Origin of the sequence: Faecalicatena contorta, from assembly GCF_022835095.1 — a bacterium.
GTDB classification, from domain to species: domain Bacteria; phylum Bacillota; class Clostridia; order Lachnospirales; family Lachnospiraceae; genus Faecalicatena; species Faecalicatena contorta.
This window is the reverse complement of sequence record NZ_BQNQ01000001.1, coordinates 3,298,477-3,314,748: the sequence shown is the minus strand read 5'-3', so window position 1 is coordinate 3,314,748 and position 16,272 is coordinate 3,298,477. Positions and strand designations below refer to the sequence as shown.

Below are 16,272 nucleotides of genomic sequence, written 5' to 3'. Positions count from 1 at the left end.
ATTTTACCGATGTTTAAAAAAGGAGTAAGGTTATGGCGTTAAAGAAAAAACCGGTCACCGGAATGAAGGACATGATGCCCGGAGAAATGGAAATCAGGGATTATGTGATTGGGCTGATCAAGGAGACATATAAATCATTTGGATTTTCCTCAATCGAGACTCCCTGTGTAGAACATATTGAAAATTTGTGTAGTAAACAGGGTGGGGACAACGAAAAACTAATCTTTAAGATTTTGAAACGCGGAGAAAAGCTGAAGATCGATACAGCCAAAGAGGAGAGCGATCTGGTGGATGGCGGTTTGCGTTATGATTTAACGGTGCCGCTGTCCCGGTATTATTCCAATCATGCAAATGAGCTGCCATCTCCCTTCAAAGCTTTGCAGATCGGGAATGTGTGGCGCGCGGACAGGCCGCAGCGGGGACGCTTCCGCCAGTTCATGCAGTGTGATATTGACATTCTGGATGAACCGGGAAACCTGGCGGAGATAGAGCTGATTCTGGCGACCACGACGCTGCTTGGAAAACTTTCCTTTCAGAATTTTACTATCCGTATCAACGACCGCAGATTCTTGAAAGCAATGGCGGCGTACAGTGGATTTGCAGAAGCGGATTATGAAAGTGTCCTCATCACACTGGATAAGATGGATAAAATCGGAGTGAACGGCGTGGCTGCAGAATTAGAGGAAAACGGATATGCAAAAGAATCCGTGGACAAATATCTTCAGTTATTTAAAGAGATTACGAATGATGTGGAAGGTGTACGAAGCTGCAAAGAAAAACTAAAAGGTTTTCTTGAGGATGAGGCGGCGGATTCATTGGAAATGATCATTACCAGTGTGAAAAGCGCAAAAGAAGCAAATTTCAGAATTATTTTCGATCCTGCGCTTGTGCGGGGAATGTCCTATTATACGGGAACCATTTTTGAAATCGCAATGGATGAGTTCGGCGGAAGTGTCGGTGGCGGCGGGCGCTATGATGAAATGATTGGAAAATTTACTGGACAGAATATCCCAGCGGTTGGTTTTTCTATCGGATTTGAACGCATCGTTATGCTCCTGCTGGAGCGGGGCTTTGTGGTGCCGTCAGGCAGGGAGAAAAAAGCATTTCTGATAGAAAAGAACCTGCCGGCTGAAGGAATGCTCAAAGTATTGGAGCTTGCAAAAAGAGAACGCGCGGCGGGCAGGCAGGTCTTGATTGTAAAAATGAAAAAAAATAAAAAGTTCCAGAAAGAACAGTTGATAGAGCAGGGATATACAGAGATTACAGAGTATTACCGGGACGCTGCTGATCACTCCCAAACCAATAAATCGGAATTTGTGGAGAGATTTCCTGAACTTTCCTTATTTTACAGGCTTTTCAGCCCATTAAATAGTGAAATGATATGTATTTTCCCTTATTTTTGCCCTTATGCGGAATCCGCAAGGGAAATAAGGGAAATTTTTAGTTAAGCATTGCTCGCTACTTTATCAAGAAGTCTTGCGGAATCCCGTTTTGCTTTTCTTGTTGAGTGAGCGTAAATATTCATTGTGGTACTGACATCAGAGTGTCCTAACAGTTCCTGTACATCTTTCGGTGCAGCTCCATTGGAAAGCAGATTGCTGGTATAAGTGTGACGCAACTGGTGAAAATGGAAATCTTCAAATCCTTCCAGCTTCTTTGCCACTGATCTGCATACAATGCTGAGTGTACTCGGCAGTTCCAAAGAGCCATCTGGTCGCAGGCAGACAAAGGAGATTTCTTTGTAATCTGTCGGGACTTCCTGTGTTCCGTCAAGATGATAGTATTCATAATATACCCTGTTTTTCACATGCACTTCTTTGTAGTAATTGCGGTGATATAATTCGCCATACTGCATCCGGTTTTTGAGCTGTTCTTTTCTGGCAGCTTTCAGTATTTCAGTCAGCGTATCTCCAAAATCAACAATCCTTACTTTTTTCCGTTTCGTTGGTCCGATAATATTTTTGTGTTTCATGCCGTCGTAGCGGATACTGCGTTTTATGGTCAGGCATTGTTCCTCAAGGTTAATGTCCTGCCATGTAAGACCACAGGTTTCCCCGATACGGAGCCCGGCATAATACGCAATTTGAATTGGAAGAATAGCAGGTGGATTTTTCTTTTCCAGATATTGGATAAGCCGTTCATAATCCTCATGTGAAATCGGCTGTGTACCTTCTTCCACTTCATCATCGGAAAAGAGGTCAACTTCCTCTGCCTGCTTTTTCAGCTTAATATACTGCATCGGATTGAAACTGATTAACTGTTTTGGAAATACTGCAAAACGGAATGACTGCTGTAACACTGCGGAAAAAGAATGGATATAATCTTTGCTGTATCCCTTTTTTACTTTCCCGTCTGGAAACTCACCACCGAATGTAAGCAGATCAAGAAATGCCTGTAAATGTTCGGCAGTAACTGTTTTCAGTTTGCGGTCTGCAATCGGGTGTTTTTTGATACATCGGATTGCACCAAGATAATTTTCCACTGTACCGTTGCTGAGTGTCCCAGTTTTCAGTTCTTCTTCTGCCCACATATCCAGAAGTTCCCCTACGGTAAGATTATCTGCCTTTGCAACAAACTTCTTATCTTCGTAGTCTTCCAGTGCCTTGCGGAGAAGCTTTTCCGTCTCACTTTTACTTTCGGTTCCGGCGTATTCTTTCTGAACCATTTTACCGCTTGCATCTTCTACATAGAAACGATAGTACCATTTTTTTCCTTTTTTTCTAACAGATCCTTTTGCCATAATCGTATGTCTCCTTTCGATATCAGACAATCGGAACTGCTGAAATGCTTCTTGCGTGTAGGCATCTTATGGACAAGTCCATAAGCCAATTCGCCGCTCGTCAAATCTGTAAACAGCTTGACTCGCTTGCGCTCATTGTATCATAACTCCGATTATCTTACTATACCGATTCAGAATCGTCATACATAACTTCGGATAAAAGATTTGCAAGCCTTTGTTCTGCCGCTTCCGGTTTCTTTGAATAGAGCCTTACAACATCTGCCATATCATTAAATGCGTTGACAGTATGTGTGATCTCCCTGAGAAACATAATCTCATTATATTCATCTTTCGATTCAAATCCCATTACTTTGGCAATGTCCGCATCTTTGGTACTGCCTTTGTAATTTTTACAGGCGAACTGAAACGAATCCAGAAACAGTTCATATTGCTTTAACATTAACAGCAGTAAGTCTTTAGAAAAAGCGTCTTCTGTTTTATTGAGGTCAAGAGGAAACTGTTTGAGAATGTCGCCCATCGCATCACGAATCTGCAATTCTTTCTTATCCGTAATATCAGTTTCATATTCATCGGTTTCCCCTTTGAGCCATTCAATCGATACATGAAGTGCTTCCGAAAGACCTTCCAGTACCATCTTTTTGGTATTGTCAATCGAACCATTCTCATAACGCAGGATTGTGGAAGCGGTAACTCCCATCTTCTCTGCGACATAAGGCTGTGTCAGATTTAATTCCAGACGGCGCTGTTTTGCCCTGCTGCCGATCAGCTTGCGTAGTTCTTTATCTTTCATGCTGATGTGCCTCCTTTTTCGGTATGTCATTACTATACCACGCAACAAAATATATTGCAATATGCAATTTTAAGAAAAGCAGAAAAATTTCATAATGCTTGACAAAGCAATATAAACACGCTATACTGACAGCACAAATGAAATTGCATAATGCAATTCGAAAGGAGGTGGTCATATGACGCAAAGAAAGATTGCCTTATCTATTGAGGAAGCTGCTGATTATACGGGAATTGGCAGGAACACCCTGCGAAAGTTGGTAGAGTGGAAGAAACTTCCGGTATTGAAGGTTGGGAGAAAAGTCCTGATCAAAACGGATATGCTGGAACTTTTTATGGAAGCCAACGAGGGCAGGGACTTGAGGGATAAGGGAAATGTGAAAGCAGTCACAAGAAACGGTTCAACTTAAAAAAGCGGTTCCCGAAGAAACCGCCAAAGGTTCTATCAGACCGGAGTCATGATATACCTACACGCAAGCAGATTATACCATGTACTTCGTCTGACAGACAACAGGAAACTTATGTTTGGAAAAAAAGAAAGGACGATGATATTTATGGCAAGATCAACAAAGAGTTATGAGGAGCGTATGCTCCAGTTGGAAAAGAAAGAACAGGAAAGCCTTGAGAAAGCAAAACAGTATGCAGCACAGAAACGGGAACTGAAGAAACGTCAGAAAGATGTGGAAACCAAAAAACGGACACACAGGCTCTGCCAGATTGGCGGTGCAGTGGAATCGGTACTGGGTTCTGCGATTGAGGAAGATGATATCCCAAAGCTGATCGGCTTCTTAAAAAGGCAGGAAGCAAATGGGAAATTCTTCTCAAAGGCAATGCAGAAAGAGCCAGTTGCAAATACGGAGGAAGTGTAATGCCGGAGGGAGTGGAGTTTCCATTCCCTTCATTGCTTTTTTATGAAGGGCGCACTTATGGACAACCAGAGGTCGTCCGTATAAGTTTGCCACAGGTGGCAACCGGTCTGCGCTTACGCTTGCCGGGCTCGTTCCGTCGGCGGGGCTTTCAGCCAGACCTGCTCATGCCGCAGGAGGCACTCTTCGCCAGAGGGGCACATTCCATGCAGGCTGTTATGCACAGGGCACTCTTACGCAGAGGGTGCTCCGGCAGATACCATTTTCTTTTAGGAAAAACGTTACCTGCCGGAAATCAAAGCCGGATACGGCAGAATGGGGGAAACGGAGCATGGCGATTTTTCATTATACAGTAAAGATTGTTGGACGCAGCAAAGGAAAATCCATCATATCGGCGTCTGCTTATCTCAATGGCGATGTGATGAAAAATGAAGAAACAGGCAGGATCAGCTACTATACTTCAAAAAAAGAAGTCGTTTATACCAGCCTGCTGATGTGTGAAAATGCACCACAGGAATGGCAGAATGTACCTGCTGAAAATATCAGACGGTTCCAGAAATCTGTCCGATATAAAAGGGCAGATAACCAAAATGCTGCACTGGAAAAATTCAAACTTACTTTTCAGAAGCAGCGTTTATGGAATGAAGTCTTGAGGATAGAAAAAAGTTCAGATGCACAACTCGGCAGGTCATTTGAGTTCTCACTTCCGAAAGAATGGAGCCGACAGGAACAGATTGATTATACAACTGAATATATTCAAAAGACCTTTGTAGATAAGGGAATGTGTGCGGATTGGAGTATCCACGATAAAGGAGATGGTAATCCCCATGTGCATTTACTGGTGACGTTGCGACCATTCAATTCAGACCACTCATGGGGTAACAAAGAAATCAAGGATTGGGAGTTTGTCAGAGATGAAAATGGAAATATTGTGGTGGATGAATCCCATCCGGACTGGTGGCAGGATAAAAAGAACCCTGACCGTCATGGAATCCGAATCCCCGTACTTGATGAAAATGGAGTCCAGAAAGTCGGGACAAGGAACCGCAAACAGTGGAAACGTGTATTAACCGATGCTACCGGGTGGAACAATCCGAAAAATTGTGAGCTATGGCGGAGCGAATGGGCAAACGTCTGTAATGCACATTTGAAAACGGAAAATCACATTGACCATCGTTCTTATGCAAGGCAGGGAAAATTAGAGATACCGACGATCCATGAGGGCGCAGATGCCAGAAAAATTGACGAGAAATTTCAAAACGGACAGACATCCTCTACTTCATGGAAAGTAGAGGAAAACCAGATCATAAAAAGACAAAATGCACTGCTGGATAAAATACAGATTTCTTTTGGAAAAGTATCCAGTGCATTAACACAATGGAAGGAGCGATTGCGTGACATTAGAAGAAAGCCGGGAAGTCATTCCCATGATGGAGACAATGATAAACCAGATCGAGGAACAGCAGAATCTTATGGCAGAGATGGTACAGGAATTGCAGGAACGGGACAGGCAGCTCCTGTCTTTTCAGGAGCAGAACCAGAGTTTAAAAAGCTTAAACAGCGAATTATCCAGGCTGCTAAATCTTTTGCCAGATACAGAAGAACTGCTCTCACAGATCGAGCAACAGAAAACCAGAATCGAACAGTTGGAAAACGAGAATCAGCAATGGCAGGAATTAACGCAGAAGCTGAACAACGAGAACAGCTTATTGCAGAAACAGAACAGCGAATTGCTGACCTTAAACAGCAGATAGAGAAAGCGAGGGAGATCGATGAGCGAATGCAGAAACTTAGAGAACGTCGGGCAGGTGGAAGAACTTCTGCTGATGACCGAACAGATGCAGGACGAACTGGATCAGAAAGACCAGACAATCCAGGAACTAAACAGGCAGCTAAGCGAATCGCTGACCTTGAACGAGAAATTGAACAGCGAAAACAGAGCCGAGAATATCGAAGCATTGCGGACAAGATTAAGGCAAACAGAGGAACGATTGACCAGCGAGACAGACAGCAGGAAAAGAGCCGACGCAGAAGCCGTGGCATGGAAATTTAAGTATGAAAAAGCAGAGCAGGAAAAACTTTATGCACAGACACACCAAAAGACGGTAGAGGTAGCTGTTGAGAAAAAAGTGCCTTATGAGAAATGTGAAAAATGTGACCGTACTGCTTACCGGAAAGCAAAAGAAAAATGCGATAGCCGTAAAAGCCAGTTAGAAAAGAAATATAAAAATATGACGATTGGTTATGAAAGTATCTTGTTTCTACTGGCATGGTACAGCATAACAACAACACTGTTTACTGCGATTCTTTCGCCGGTTTTCCTTAACGACTGTATCGTCTTTTTCGGTGCGTTAGGAAAAGGAATGGGAAGTTTATTTCGGGAGTTTGTGACAGGTGCAGACTCTTTCGGACAGTTAAGCAGTGGAATACCTAACAGTATTCTTTCCGGGATTGTGTACTGGCTGATTGCCGGTACTGTCATGGCAATTTTATTCGTAATAACCGGGTGGCTGATAATCGGGATTGGTTATCAGGTAGGAAAAATCTACCGGAAATATTGTTGGGATATCATCAGTATCGTGGTAGCGATAACGAGTACAGCTGTTGTAATTTACTTTGGAGAATGGATTAAAAACGCTAATCCGATAAATCTTATTGTATTGCTATTACTGTCGCATATTATTTATATTGGAATCAGATGTTATGTGAAAGACTGGATGGAAGAACGAGGATATTATTAAAAGAGGACAGGGAAATTTCATAATCTTCCTGTCCTTAGTAAGGGACTATTGATTGTTTATATAAAGAAAAAGTATATAAATAAATCTTGACAATTAGTACGAACTCGGACTATAATACAAAAGTCCGGATTCGTACTAATTTAAGGAGGAAAAAGATGAGAAAAGATAATAATATGATAATACAGTTGCAACGATATTATGCTTTATGGAAAGAATGTACAGCAATGTATGAGGAATGGGCAAAGGATCAGGGACTGTCTTCACATGGAGTTTTTGCTTTGTATTCATTTTATGAAAGTAATGGAAGATGCACGCAGAAAATGATAAGTGAAAAATGGAATATACCTAAGCAAACGGTAAATACGATACTAAAAGATTTTCAGAAAAAAGGATACATCAATATGGTATCTGATGATTCAGACAAGAGAAATAAGCTGATATGCCTCACAGAATCAGGAATGGAATATACGAAAGATATCATAGAAAAACTGCACTCAAAAGAAATATATGTAATCGAAAAAATGGGATTAGAGAATATAGAAAGTCTTAATGATAATACAGAGCTGTTTATCAGACTTTTCAAGGAAGGAGATTGTAAGAAAAATGAATCATAAATCATTATTTTTTAAATATGTTATTCCATCTATTATAGCATTTGCATTATCAGGAATATATGCGATAGTGGATGGATATTTTGTAGGCAATACCATAGGAGATGCTGGACTTTCGGCTATTAATATTGCATATCCGATTGAGGCTTTGATTCAGGCTCTTGGAACAGGAATTGGTATGGGAGGAGCTGTTTATTACTCAATTAATGCAGCAGAAAAGAAAGGAAAACGGGCAGAAGAATTTATTGCTACAAGCTGGTGGCTTCTTGTAATAGTAAGTGTTATCAGTACCATAATTATTTACTCCTTTTCGTCTAAAATTTTAGGATTGCTTGGAGCAGATGGAATTATATTAACAAATGCGACAGATTATATCAAAATTATAGCACTTGGAGCAATATTGCAGATTCTTGGAACTGGAATGATGCCATTCATTAGAAATTATGGAAACTCTTTCTGGTCAATGTTTGCGATGGTTGGTGGATTCATAACCAATATTGTTCTGGATTTTATCTTTGTATGGATATATGAAATGGGCATGAAAGGTGCAGCCACAGCTACAATAGCCGGACAGGGTGTGACTGCAGCAATTGCAATCATATACGCATTATATAATAAAAAGTTTTATGTGTATGTATCCTTAAAAAATGTAAAAGAAATGTGTGGCGCTATATTCAGAGTAGGTCTTGCACCATTTGGGCTAGCATTGACTCCTAATATTTCATTGGTGTTTATAAACCGATTCTCCGCTTCTTATGGGGGAGAAAAAGCTATTGCAACTTATGCATGTGTATCCTATATTATCTGTATCATATATCTCATATTGCAGGGCGTAGGTGATGGAAGTCAACCTTTAATGAGCCGTTTTTATGGTGAGAAGGATCAAGAAAGCCTGAGAGGAGTTCAGAGAATGGCATACATTTTTGCAATAATTCTTGCTGTTTGTGGTGGAATTATCATGTATGTAAACAGAGCAAATATTGGAGGGGTTTTCGGAGCTTCTTATGAAGTAAGTATTGAGATTTCTAAAATTGTACCTATATTTTTAGTGTCATTACCATTTGTTGCGATTACCAGAATAGCGACAGCTGGATTTTATGCTACTGAAAAAAGTGGATTGTCATACATTCTTACATTCATTGAACCAGTATTGATGCTGATATTTATGCTTGTTTTACCACCTTTATTTGGTGGACAGATTATGATATGGTGGAGTACGGTATTGGCACGTGTTTTTTCAGCGATTCTGGCATTCATACTAATAAAATATTGCGAAAAGGGAGATTTGCAATATGGAATACAGAAAATTTAACAATCAGATAGTAGCAAGAATAATCTAGGTTTATCTATTGTATTTTTAAGGACAGCCTCATAGCACAATAGGGCTGTCCTTTTAAAATTATGAAGCTAATTTTTAATAAATTCTAGTAGATTTTGATTGGAATAATCATAACTCTAATGAATATTCAGCATCTACCCACATCTGTAAATTCCCATCAAGATATAACCTTGCATATTCTAATGGCTCATCGATTGCAAGCGATGTCAAAGCACAATCAGATCCAGGTGTGGTTCTTAAATTTTTTTCTGCTTCCCAACAATCAATACGGAGTATATAGCCCGTATTAGTATATACATCAATGCTGTTGCACTGTGGATTGTATTCTGCAAATATTGTTCTCATCGTATCCCATCTCCTTATCATTTAATCAATCAGTAGTAGCAAAAATTAAGAAGCATTTCAATCAGTTCACCATGTCAGTTTTATTTTGTGTTATACTGTTTTATAGATTTTTCTTGCCCTTGTATTTGCCCTTATCAGAGTGCATAAACACTGATGGGACGATATAACACAAGGGAAATAATAAGGGAAAGCTCACCTGCGACAAATCCAGTGTTTTCAAGGGGTTGCGAAGAATTTAATAATAAAATATAACAGTTATTAAATTTCTTAAAACAGGTGAAATCTCAATCGGGATTTAGCGACGAGCTTTAGTCTCGGCGCGGATGGGGGCGCTCCATAAAGGGATAGCCGAAAACCTCCCGGAGAACATCCATGTCCTTTCAAAAACGCGGCCGCGGACCTAAGAAATTCTTGGTGGGAAACAGCCCGGAAAATGGAGCACCACTGACACATCACGAGAAATCCGATGATTTCTCGCGCTGGGTCAGCTGATTTTTGGATTCGGAATCCAAAAATCTCTCCATTTTCCGGGCTGTTTCCCACCAAGAATTTCTTAGGTCCGCGGCCGCGTTTTTGAAAGGACATGGATGTTCTCCGGGAGGCTTTCAGCTATCCCTTCATGGAGCTGGCGCATCCAACCGGCAGAAAAAAGCTCGTTTCTAAGGAGAGGCCTCAAGCGGGGGCAGCGTATGGTATTGAATTGGCGGGACTTTTATGCCCCCAGTAGGTGTACATAAGCAATGGGTTACGGTTCCAGTATCAAAATAATTCAATACACATCTTGAAGATGAAAAGATACGCATAGCCAATCCACATCCGCTGCCCTGGTCCGGGATCCCACCCGGTTGGCGAGCTTTCCTGTCGATTGGATGAGCCAGCTTTATGACAGGGAGGCCGGGGAGGCGCTGGGGCTGTATATGCCGTTGCGATATGCTGGAGTGCGCTTAGTGATTCTTGAACAGCCGATGCCAGATAGGCGGGGAAAAACTTGATCTCCAAATCAAGTTTTTGCTGAACCCAGCGCGGGAAATCATCAGATTTCCCGTGATGTGTTCAGCGTACCCGCCTATCCGGCATCGGGTGTTCTAGAATCACTTAGCAGCACGGGTGCATATCGCAACGGCATATACAGCCCCAGTGCCTTCCCGGCCTCCCTGTCATGAAGCGTCCCCGTCCGTCGACAAGTCTAAAGCTTGCCGACTAAATCCCGATTTTATAAAAGTTATAGTTGAAATTCTTTGAGAATAGAGTATAATGATTACTGTAAAACCTGGAAAGGGGAGCTTGCATGAAGCAGGCTGAGAGTAAGCTGTATTGCTTAGACCCATAACCTGATTTGGATAATGCCAACGTAGGGATACATTGAACTGCATTTTATGCGGATATGCCTTATTTTGGTGTATCCGCATTTTTACATTCAAAATAACGATACACAGGAGGTAGGTACCATGATGAGAGAATGTTTTGACAAAGTTAGGGAAAAGTCACCGCTGGTGCATAATATTACCAATTATGTGACAGTAAACGATGTGGCGAACATCCTGCTCGCATGCGGCGGCAGCCCGATTATGTCGGATGAGCCGGAGGATGTGGTGGATATCACATCGATCTGCGGGGGACTCAATATCAACATCGGGACACTGAACCAGCGGAGCATCCGCAGTATGATCCTGGCGGGTGAGAAGGCCAATGAGCTGGGGCACACCGTGCTTCTGGATCCCGTGGGCGCAGGGGCCAGCAGTCTTAGGACCGGCACGGCGAAGGAATTGATGGCAAAGATAAAATTCGATGTAATCCGGGGAAATATTTCGGAGATCAAGACACTGGCCCAGGGGAGCGGTACGACAAAGGGAGTGGATGCAGATGTGGCGGATGCAGTGACGGAGGAGAACCTGGAGCAGGCGGCAGCCTTCGTAAAAGCCTTTTCAAAAAGCTGCGGCAGTATTGCAGCTGTGACCGGGGCAATTGATTTGGTCAGTGACGGAGAAACCTGTTATGTGATCCGCAACGGGCGTCCCGAGATGGGCAGGATTACGGGAACAGGGTGCCAGCTTTCCGGTATGATGACCGCCTTTATTACGGCGAATCCGGATCATAAGCTGGAAGCGGCTGCGGCTGCAGTCTGCGCTATGGGGCTTGCGGGAGAGACCGGATTTGCACGAATGCAGGACGGGGATGGAAATGCAACCTACAGGAACCGCATTATAGATGCTATTTATAACATGACGGGTGAAGAACTGGAAAGAGGTGCAAACTATGAAGTGCGGTAAGGAAGAGCTGCTCTTATATGCGGTAACAGACAGAAGCTGGCTGGGAGAGTCCACACTGTACCAGCAGGTGCAGGATGCTCTGGAAGGCGGCGCTACTTTTATCCAGCTGAGGGAGAAGGATCTGGAGACGGAGGCTTTTCTGGAGGAAGCCAGAGAGATTAAAGTGCTCTGTAAAAAGTATCAGGTTCCTTTTGTCATCAACGACAGTGTTGAGATTGCACTGGCCGTGGATGCGGACGGTGTGCATGTAGGCCAGAGCGATATGGAAGCTGGAGATGTGCGCAGGAGGCTGGGAGAAGATAAGATCATCGGCGTATCCGCCCAGACGGTAGAGCAGGCCCTTCTGGCACAGAAACACGGGGCCGATTACCTGGGGGTAGGGGCTGTCTTTCCTACCGGCTCTAAGGCGGACGCGATAGAAGTGGATATGGAAACGGTCAAGGCGATCTGCGGAGCAGTGGATATTCCGGTTATCGCAATCGGCGGCATCGGCGCGGGCAATGTCATGGAACTTGCCGGCAGCGGTATCTGCGGGATTGCAGTCATCAGCGCACTCTTTGCACAGCAGGATATTAAAGAAGCGGCGCGGGAACTGAAGACATTAACGGAAGCGATGGTAAAGGTGCCTTCTGAGGACGCAGCTGTATCCGGGCTTCAGGAGAAAAGATGAGGCGGATACAGGGGGCAGTATTTGATGTAGACGGAACACTTCTGGACTCCATGGAAATCTGGGAGAATCTCAGCGAGAGATATCTGGAATCCATGGGTGTGAAACCAGAGCCGGGACTGAGCAGAATCCTGAACACGATGAGTACAAGGCAGGGAACACAATATCTGATTGAACACTATGGACTGCAGCTGGATATCCGGCAGGCCATGGAGGGGATCAATAAAATGCTGTACGGGTTCTACAGCTGCGAAGCCCCTCTCAAAGAAGGCGTGCCGGAATGCCTGGAAGAACTGAAAAGGCAGAAGATTCCTATGATTGTTGTGACGTCCAGTGACCGCGTGAATGTAGAAGCAGCGTTCACAAGACATGGAATTCTGTCCTATTTTCAGGAGATCCTGACCTGTTCGGAGATGCATACAGATAAGACAAAGCCGGATATTTTCCTGGAAGCGGCACGAAGGCTGCAGGCAGCCCCAGTAGATATCCTGGTTTTCGAAGATGTTCTGCATGCCCTGAAGACGGCAGGAAAAGCAGGCTTTCAAACTGCTGCCGTCTACGACAGATACAGTGCCGGACAGGAGAAGGAAATTAGAGAAACAGCCGATTATTATCTGAAAACATTTAAGGAATTCAGTACCTGCGCAGCAAAGTGCACGGCACGGGCTGAACAGTAACTGAATTCAGACAGGCCACCAAGAAAAGGAAAGCAATAAACCCAGCGGCAGACCGGGGGCACCACTCTCTGCCGCTCTATAAAATTAATGCAGACATAAAGAAAGGAAACAAAGATCATGAGAACAGCATTAACAATCGCTGGAAGCGATTCCAGTGGAGGCGCCGGCATCCAGGCAGATATTAAGACGATGACAGCAAATGGCGTGTACGCCATGAGTGCAATCACCGCGCTTACCGCTCAGAATACGACCGGCGTAACAGGAATAATGGAAGTAACACCAGAATTTTTAAAGGAGCAGATGGACTGTATTTTTACAGATATCCGGCCGGATGCAGTGAAGATCGGGATGGTATCATCATCTCCGCTCATAGAGGCGATTGCCGGCAAGCTGCTTGAGTATCGGGCAGAACACATTGTTCTGGATCCGGTTATGGTAGCCACGAGCGGTTCCAGGCTGATCAGCGAAGACGCTGTGCAGACACTGCAAGAAAAATTGATTCCTCTGGCAGAGGTAATCACGCCAAATATACCGGAGGCAGAGGTTCTTTCGGGCATGCAGATTCTGTCAGAAGAGGACATGGAAAAAGCCGCAGCAGCAATCAGTACCAAATATCAGTGTGCGGTGCTTTTAAAAGGCGGCCACGAGTTAAACGACGCAAATGATTTATTATACAGCAGTGGAAGCGCCCACTGGTTTTATGGTAAGCGGATTGAAAATCCGAACACGCACGGCACCGGATGCACGCTTTCCAGCGCCATTGCCTCCAATTTGGCAAAAGGATTTCCGATGGAGCAGGCAGTAGAACGCGCAAAAGATTATATATCCGGCGCCCTGGGGGCCATGCTGGATCTGGGGCAGGGCAGCGGGCCTATGAACCACGGATTTGCAATAGATGGCTGCTTTACGGCGGAGGCATCAGCAGCAGAAATGGAGGTGGGCTAAACATGAAAACAAAACGAACATCTATTTTTGAAAACGGATTGATCTGGTTTGGCGCAGGGGTTTCAATTGCTGAGATCCTGACGGGGACCTACCTGGCTCCTCTGGGGTTTTCTAAGGGACTGCTCGCCATTATACTGGGCCACGTCATTGGCTGTACCATGCTTTTCCTGGCCGGCCTGATCGGGGCTAAAACCAGAAAGAGTTCGATGGAAACCGTTAAGATGAGCTTTGGACAGAAGGGAAGCCTTTTGTTTTCTATCCTGAATGTGCTCCAGTTGGTGGGCTGGACATCTATCATGATATATGACGGAGCCCTGGCTGCCAATGGCGTTGTGAAGACGGGTGCCTGGGTATGGTGCCTGGTGATTGGAGCGCTGATTATCCTGTGGATCGCAATCGGGATAACAAATCTTGGAAAGATTAATACAGTGGCAATGACTGCCCTGTTTATCCTGACCCTGATATTATGCAAGGTGATTTTTTTTGGAGGCGGAGCCCCCGGAATGATCAGTCCGGAGGGGATGACATTTGGAGCGGCGGTAGAGCTTTCCGTTGCCATGCCGCTGTCCTGGCTGCCGCTGATCAGCGACTATACACGTGAGGCGGCAAAGCCGGTGAAAGCAACCGCGGTCAGTGCCATTGTCTATGGGATCGTAAGCTGCTGGATGTATACCATAGGTATGGGGGCCGCTATCTTTACCGGCGAAGGAAATATTGCCTCCATCATGGTGAAGGCGGGACTGGGCATTGCAGGGCTTCTGATCATTATTTTCTCTACGGTTACAACCACGTTTTTGGATGCATACTCTGCGGGGGTATCCAGCGAATCTATTATCAAAGGAATCAGCCCCAAGCAGGTGGGAATCGTGGTGACAGTAATTGGAACCGCGGCGGCAATTGCATTCCCCATGGATGATATTACAGATTTCCTCTACCTGATCGGTTCTGTATTTGCTCCAATGATCGCCATCCAGATAGCAGATTTCTTCCTGTTGAAAAAGGACGAGAGCAGCAAAGCAGTAAATGTGCCGAATCTGGCTATATGGGTCATCGGATTTCTGGCATACAGAGGGCTGATGCATGTTGATATGCCCGTGGGCAACACGCTGCCGGATATGCTGATCACGATAGTAATCTGCTTTGCAGTCAGAAAGGTTGCACTCTTGGGAAAAAACACCTATAATGTGAATAGTGAGAATCCGTAGTCATTGTTTACAGGTTTGACTGTGAACGGTAAAAAAGGGATAATCGGCAGCCTGGAGACAGGCTGCCGGTTCAATTATAATGAGGTGGAAAAGAATGAGGATAAGTGCAGCATGTATCCAGTGCATGGTGGATAAACAGTCGGAAAACATAAAGGATTTTGAGGATGAGCAGATAAAATCAGCATATCTGAAGGAAGTCCTCCGCATAATTGGCAGCAGCAGGGAAGAGGACACGACACCCGTTTTGTCGGCTTGTGTACAAAAGGCATATGAAAAATATTTTGGGAAAAGTGTGGATTACAGCCCAATCAAGCATTCTTTTAACAAAAAAATGCAGCTGGCGGAGGAGGGTATCAGGAAAGAAATCGAAGCGGCTGAAGACCCGCTTTCCTGCGCCCTTTCATTTGCAAGAACAGGGAATTACATAGATTTTGGCGCCCTGCGGGAAGTGGAAGGCTCGGTTCTGGATATGCTGGTGCGTGAGGCGGGTAAAAAACAGGTTGATAAGGATACGCTGAAACGCTTTGAAGGGGATTTGGAGAAAGGCGGCAGCCTGGTATATCTGACCGATAACTGCGGTGAGATCGTATTGGATAAGCTGCTGATCGAATTTTTGAGGAAGCAGTACCCGGATCTTCGGATTACAGCAATTGTAAGAGGAGAGGCGGTAATCAATGATGCAACTGTTGAGGACGCAAAAGAGACCGGCCTGACAGATGTCGTGCCTGTAATAGGAAATGGAACTGCTATCCCGGGAACATCCCTTCGTGATATCAGCGATGAGGCCTCACAGCTGATTCACGGTGCTGATATGATTATATCCAAAGGGCAGGGAAATTTTGAGTCGCTTCATGGATGCGGGCTGAACATTTATTATCTTTTTCTCTGCAAATGCGACTGGTTTGTTCGGCGTTTCCGGATGGAGAAAAACGGAGGGATATTTATACACGAAAGCGCGCTTGGAGCGGACGGTATCTATATTGCAAAGTAGAAGTAAAATTCTTGTAACAGTTCAGAGCAGCCTGAACTGTTACAAATTCTTTCAAATTACAATTTGTTTTTTCGGATGCACGGACCGAA

General features: G+C 44.3%; 16 protein-coding genes and 1 riboswitch. Of the genes, 13 read left to right on the top strand and 3 right to left on the bottom strand.

The window, feature by feature from the left end; genetic code table 11:
• Positions 1–32 precede the first annotated feature (32 nt).
• Positions 33–1,448: a histidine--tRNA ligase gene (gene hisS / locus MWG26_RS14925; RefSeq protein ID WP_244062749.1), complete on the top strand. Its 1,416-nt coding sequence runs from the start codon at positions 33–35 to the stop codon at positions 1,446–1,448.
• On the opposite strand, the gene MWG26_RS14920 is transcribed toward hisS, so the two are convergent.
• Both MWG26_RS14920 and MWG26_RS14915 read right to left on the bottom strand, forming a co-directional pair.
• Complete coding sequence (locus MWG26_RS14920) at positions 1,445–2,740, bottom strand: tyrosine-type recombinase/integrase (protein ID WP_009321335.1); 1,296 nt, start codon at positions 2,738–2,740, stop codon at positions 1,445–1,447. The genes hisS and MWG26_RS14920 overlap by 4 nt on opposite strands.
• Before the next feature lie 160 nt (positions 2,741–2,900).
• A complete protein-coding gene (locus MWG26_RS14915; protein ID WP_009243739.1) occupies positions 2,901–3,530 on the bottom strand; it encodes a helix-turn-helix domain-containing protein in 630 nt (209 codons plus the stop codon).
• 175 nt (positions 3,531–3,705) lie between these two features.
• Here MWG26_RS14915 and MWG26_RS14910 point away from each other — a divergent pair, with 175 nt between their 5' ends.
• From MWG26_RS14910 to MWG26_RS14885, 6 genes are all read left to right on the top strand, one after another.
• On the top strand, positions 3,706–3,936 hold the full coding sequence (locus MWG26_RS14910) for a helix-turn-helix domain-containing protein (protein ID WP_002578307.1): 231 nt from the start codon (positions 3,706–3,708) through the stop codon (positions 3,934–3,936).
• 144 nt (positions 3,937–4,080) lie between these two features.
• Complete coding sequence (locus tag MWG26_RS14905; protein WP_002578306.1) at positions 4,081–4,395, top strand: DUF3847 domain-containing protein; 315 nt, start codon at positions 4,081–4,083, stop codon at positions 4,393–4,395.
• A gap of 328 nt (positions 4,396–4,723) precedes the next feature.
• Positions 4,724–6,445: a MobA/MobL family protein gene (locus tag MWG26_RS14900; RefSeq protein WP_109214826.1), complete on the top strand. Its 1,722-nt coding sequence runs from the start codon at positions 4,724–4,726 to the stop codon at positions 6,443–6,445.
• Entirely contained in the window at positions 6,429–7,133 is a 705-nt protein-coding gene (locus MWG26_RS14895; RefSeq protein ID WP_021369328.1) for a DUF6040 family protein, read from the top strand. The genes MWG26_RS14900 and MWG26_RS14895 overlap by 17 nt, the downstream gene beginning before the upstream one ends.
• 155 nt (positions 7,134–7,288) lie before the next feature.
• A complete protein-coding gene (locus MWG26_RS14890; RefSeq protein ID WP_118409424.1) occupies positions 7,289–7,747 on the top strand; it encodes a MarR family winged helix-turn-helix transcriptional regulator in 459 nt (152 codons plus the stop codon).
• The gene (locus MWG26_RS14885; protein ID WP_002595210.1) at positions 7,737–9,056 is read left to right on the top strand and encodes an MATE family efflux transporter; all 1,320 of its coding nucleotides are present in this window, start codon (positions 7,737–7,739) and stop codon (positions 9,054–9,056) included. The genes MWG26_RS14890 and MWG26_RS14885 overlap by 11 nt, the downstream gene beginning before the upstream one ends.
• A gap of 135 nt (positions 9,057–9,191) precedes the next feature.
• On the opposite strand, the gene MWG26_RS14880 is transcribed toward MWG26_RS14885, so the two are convergent.
• On the bottom strand, positions 9,192–9,428 hold the full coding sequence (locus MWG26_RS14880; RefSeq protein ID WP_118014090.1) for a DUF6061 family protein: 237 nt from the start codon (positions 9,426–9,428) through the stop codon (positions 9,192–9,194).
• Positions 9,429–10,694: 1,266 nt separating this feature from the next.
• Positions 10,695–10,803, top strand: a riboswitch (TPP riboswitch).
• A gap of 73 nt (positions 10,804–10,876) precedes the next feature.
• Between MWG26_RS14880 and thiM the strand changes: the two genes are divergently transcribed.
• The 6 genes from thiM to MWG26_RS14850 all read left to right on the top strand — a co-directional run bounded on the left by thiM (position 10,877) and on the right by MWG26_RS14850 (position 16,183).
• Positions 10,877–11,698: a hydroxyethylthiazole kinase gene (gene thiM, locus MWG26_RS14875; protein WP_025656854.1), complete on the top strand. Its 822-nt coding sequence runs from the start codon at positions 10,877–10,879 to the stop codon at positions 11,696–11,698.
• Positions 11,685–12,368 carry a thiamine phosphate synthase gene (gene thiE, locus MWG26_RS14870; RefSeq protein ID WP_025656855.1) on the top strand — a complete coding sequence of 228 codons (684 nt, stop codon included), beginning with the start codon at positions 11,685–11,687 and terminating at the stop codon, positions 12,366–12,368. The genes thiM and thiE overlap by 14 nt, the downstream gene beginning before the upstream one ends.
• Positions 12,365–13,042 (top strand): HAD family hydrolase, encoded by a 678-nt coding sequence (locus MWG26_RS14865; protein WP_044927206.1) that lies wholly within the window; start codon positions 12,365–12,367, stop codon positions 13,040–13,042. The genes thiE and MWG26_RS14865 overlap by 4 nt, the downstream gene beginning before the upstream one ends.
• A 117-nt stretch (positions 13,043–13,159) precedes the next feature.
• Positions 13,160–13,987, top strand: coding sequence for a bifunctional hydroxymethylpyrimidine kinase/phosphomethylpyrimidine kinase (gene thiD, locus MWG26_RS14860; protein ID WP_025656857.1), 828 nt, complete (start codon positions 13,160–13,162; stop codon positions 13,985–13,987).
• A 2-nt stretch (positions 13,988–13,989) separates the two neighbouring features.
• Positions 13,990–15,192: a putative hydroxymethylpyrimidine transporter CytX gene (cytX, locus tag MWG26_RS14855; protein WP_117441361.1), complete on the top strand. Its 1,203-nt coding sequence runs from the start codon at positions 13,990–13,992 to the stop codon at positions 15,190–15,192.
• Between the two features lie 94 nt (positions 15,193–15,286).
• Positions 15,287–16,183 (top strand): damage-control phosphatase ARMT1 family protein, encoded by an 897-nt coding sequence (locus MWG26_RS14850; RefSeq protein WP_025656858.1) that lies wholly within the window; start codon positions 15,287–15,289, stop codon positions 16,181–16,183.
• The last annotated feature ends 89 nt before the right edge of the window (positions 16,184–16,272 follow it).

What these genes read in the sequence shown, in the direction of transcription:
- hisS (WP_244062749.1), top strand. Translation starts at nt 33, where the DNA reads ATGGCGTTAAAGAAAAAACCGGTCACCGGAATGAAGGACATGATGCCC.
- MWG26_RS14920 (WP_009321335.1), bottom strand. Translation starts at nt 2,740, where the DNA reads ATGGCAAAAGGATCTGTTAGAAAAAAAGGAAAAAAATGGTACTATCGT.
- MWG26_RS14915 (WP_009243739.1), bottom strand. Translation starts at nt 3,530, where the DNA reads ATGAAAGATAAAGAACTACGCAAGCTGATCGGCAGCAGGGCAAAACAG.
- MWG26_RS14910 (WP_002578307.1), top strand. Translation starts at nt 3,706, where the DNA reads ATGACGCAAAGAAAGATTGCCTTATCTATTGAGGAAGCTGCTGATTAT.
- MWG26_RS14905 (WP_002578306.1), top strand. Translation starts at nt 4,081, where the DNA reads ATGGCAAGATCAACAAAGAGTTATGAGGAGCGTATGCTCCAGTTGGAA.
- MWG26_RS14900 (WP_109214826.1), top strand. Translation starts at nt 4,724, where the DNA reads ATGGCGATTTTTCATTATACAGTAAAGATTGTTGGACGCAGCAAAGGA.
- MWG26_RS14890 (WP_118409424.1), top strand. Translation starts at nt 7,289, where the DNA reads ATGAGAAAAGATAATAATATGATAATACAGTTGCAACGATATTATGCT.
- MWG26_RS14885 (WP_002595210.1), top strand. Translation starts at nt 7,737, where the DNA reads ATGAATCATAAATCATTATTTTTTAAATATGTTATTCCATCTATTATA.
- MWG26_RS14880 (WP_118014090.1), bottom strand. Translation starts at nt 9,428, where the DNA reads ATGAGAACAATATTTGCAGAATACAATCCACAGTGCAACAGCATTGAT.
- thiM (WP_025656854.1), top strand. Translation starts at nt 10,877, where the DNA reads ATGATGAGAGAATGTTTTGACAAAGTTAGGGAAAAGTCACCGCTGGTG.
- thiE (WP_025656855.1), top strand. Translation starts at nt 11,685, where the DNA reads ATGAAGTGCGGTAAGGAAGAGCTGCTCTTATATGCGGTAACAGACAGA.
- MWG26_RS14865 (WP_044927206.1), top strand. Translation starts at nt 12,365, where the DNA reads ATGAGGCGGATACAGGGGGCAGTATTTGATGTAGACGGAACACTTCTG.
- thiD (WP_025656857.1), top strand. Translation starts at nt 13,160, where the DNA reads ATGAGAACAGCATTAACAATCGCTGGAAGCGATTCCAGTGGAGGCGCC.
- cytX (WP_117441361.1), top strand. Translation starts at nt 13,990, where the DNA reads ATGAAAACAAAACGAACATCTATTTTTGAAAACGGATTGATCTGGTTT.
- MWG26_RS14850 (WP_025656858.1), top strand. Translation starts at nt 15,287, where the DNA reads ATGAGGATAAGTGCAGCATGTATCCAGTGCATGGTGGATAAACAGTCG.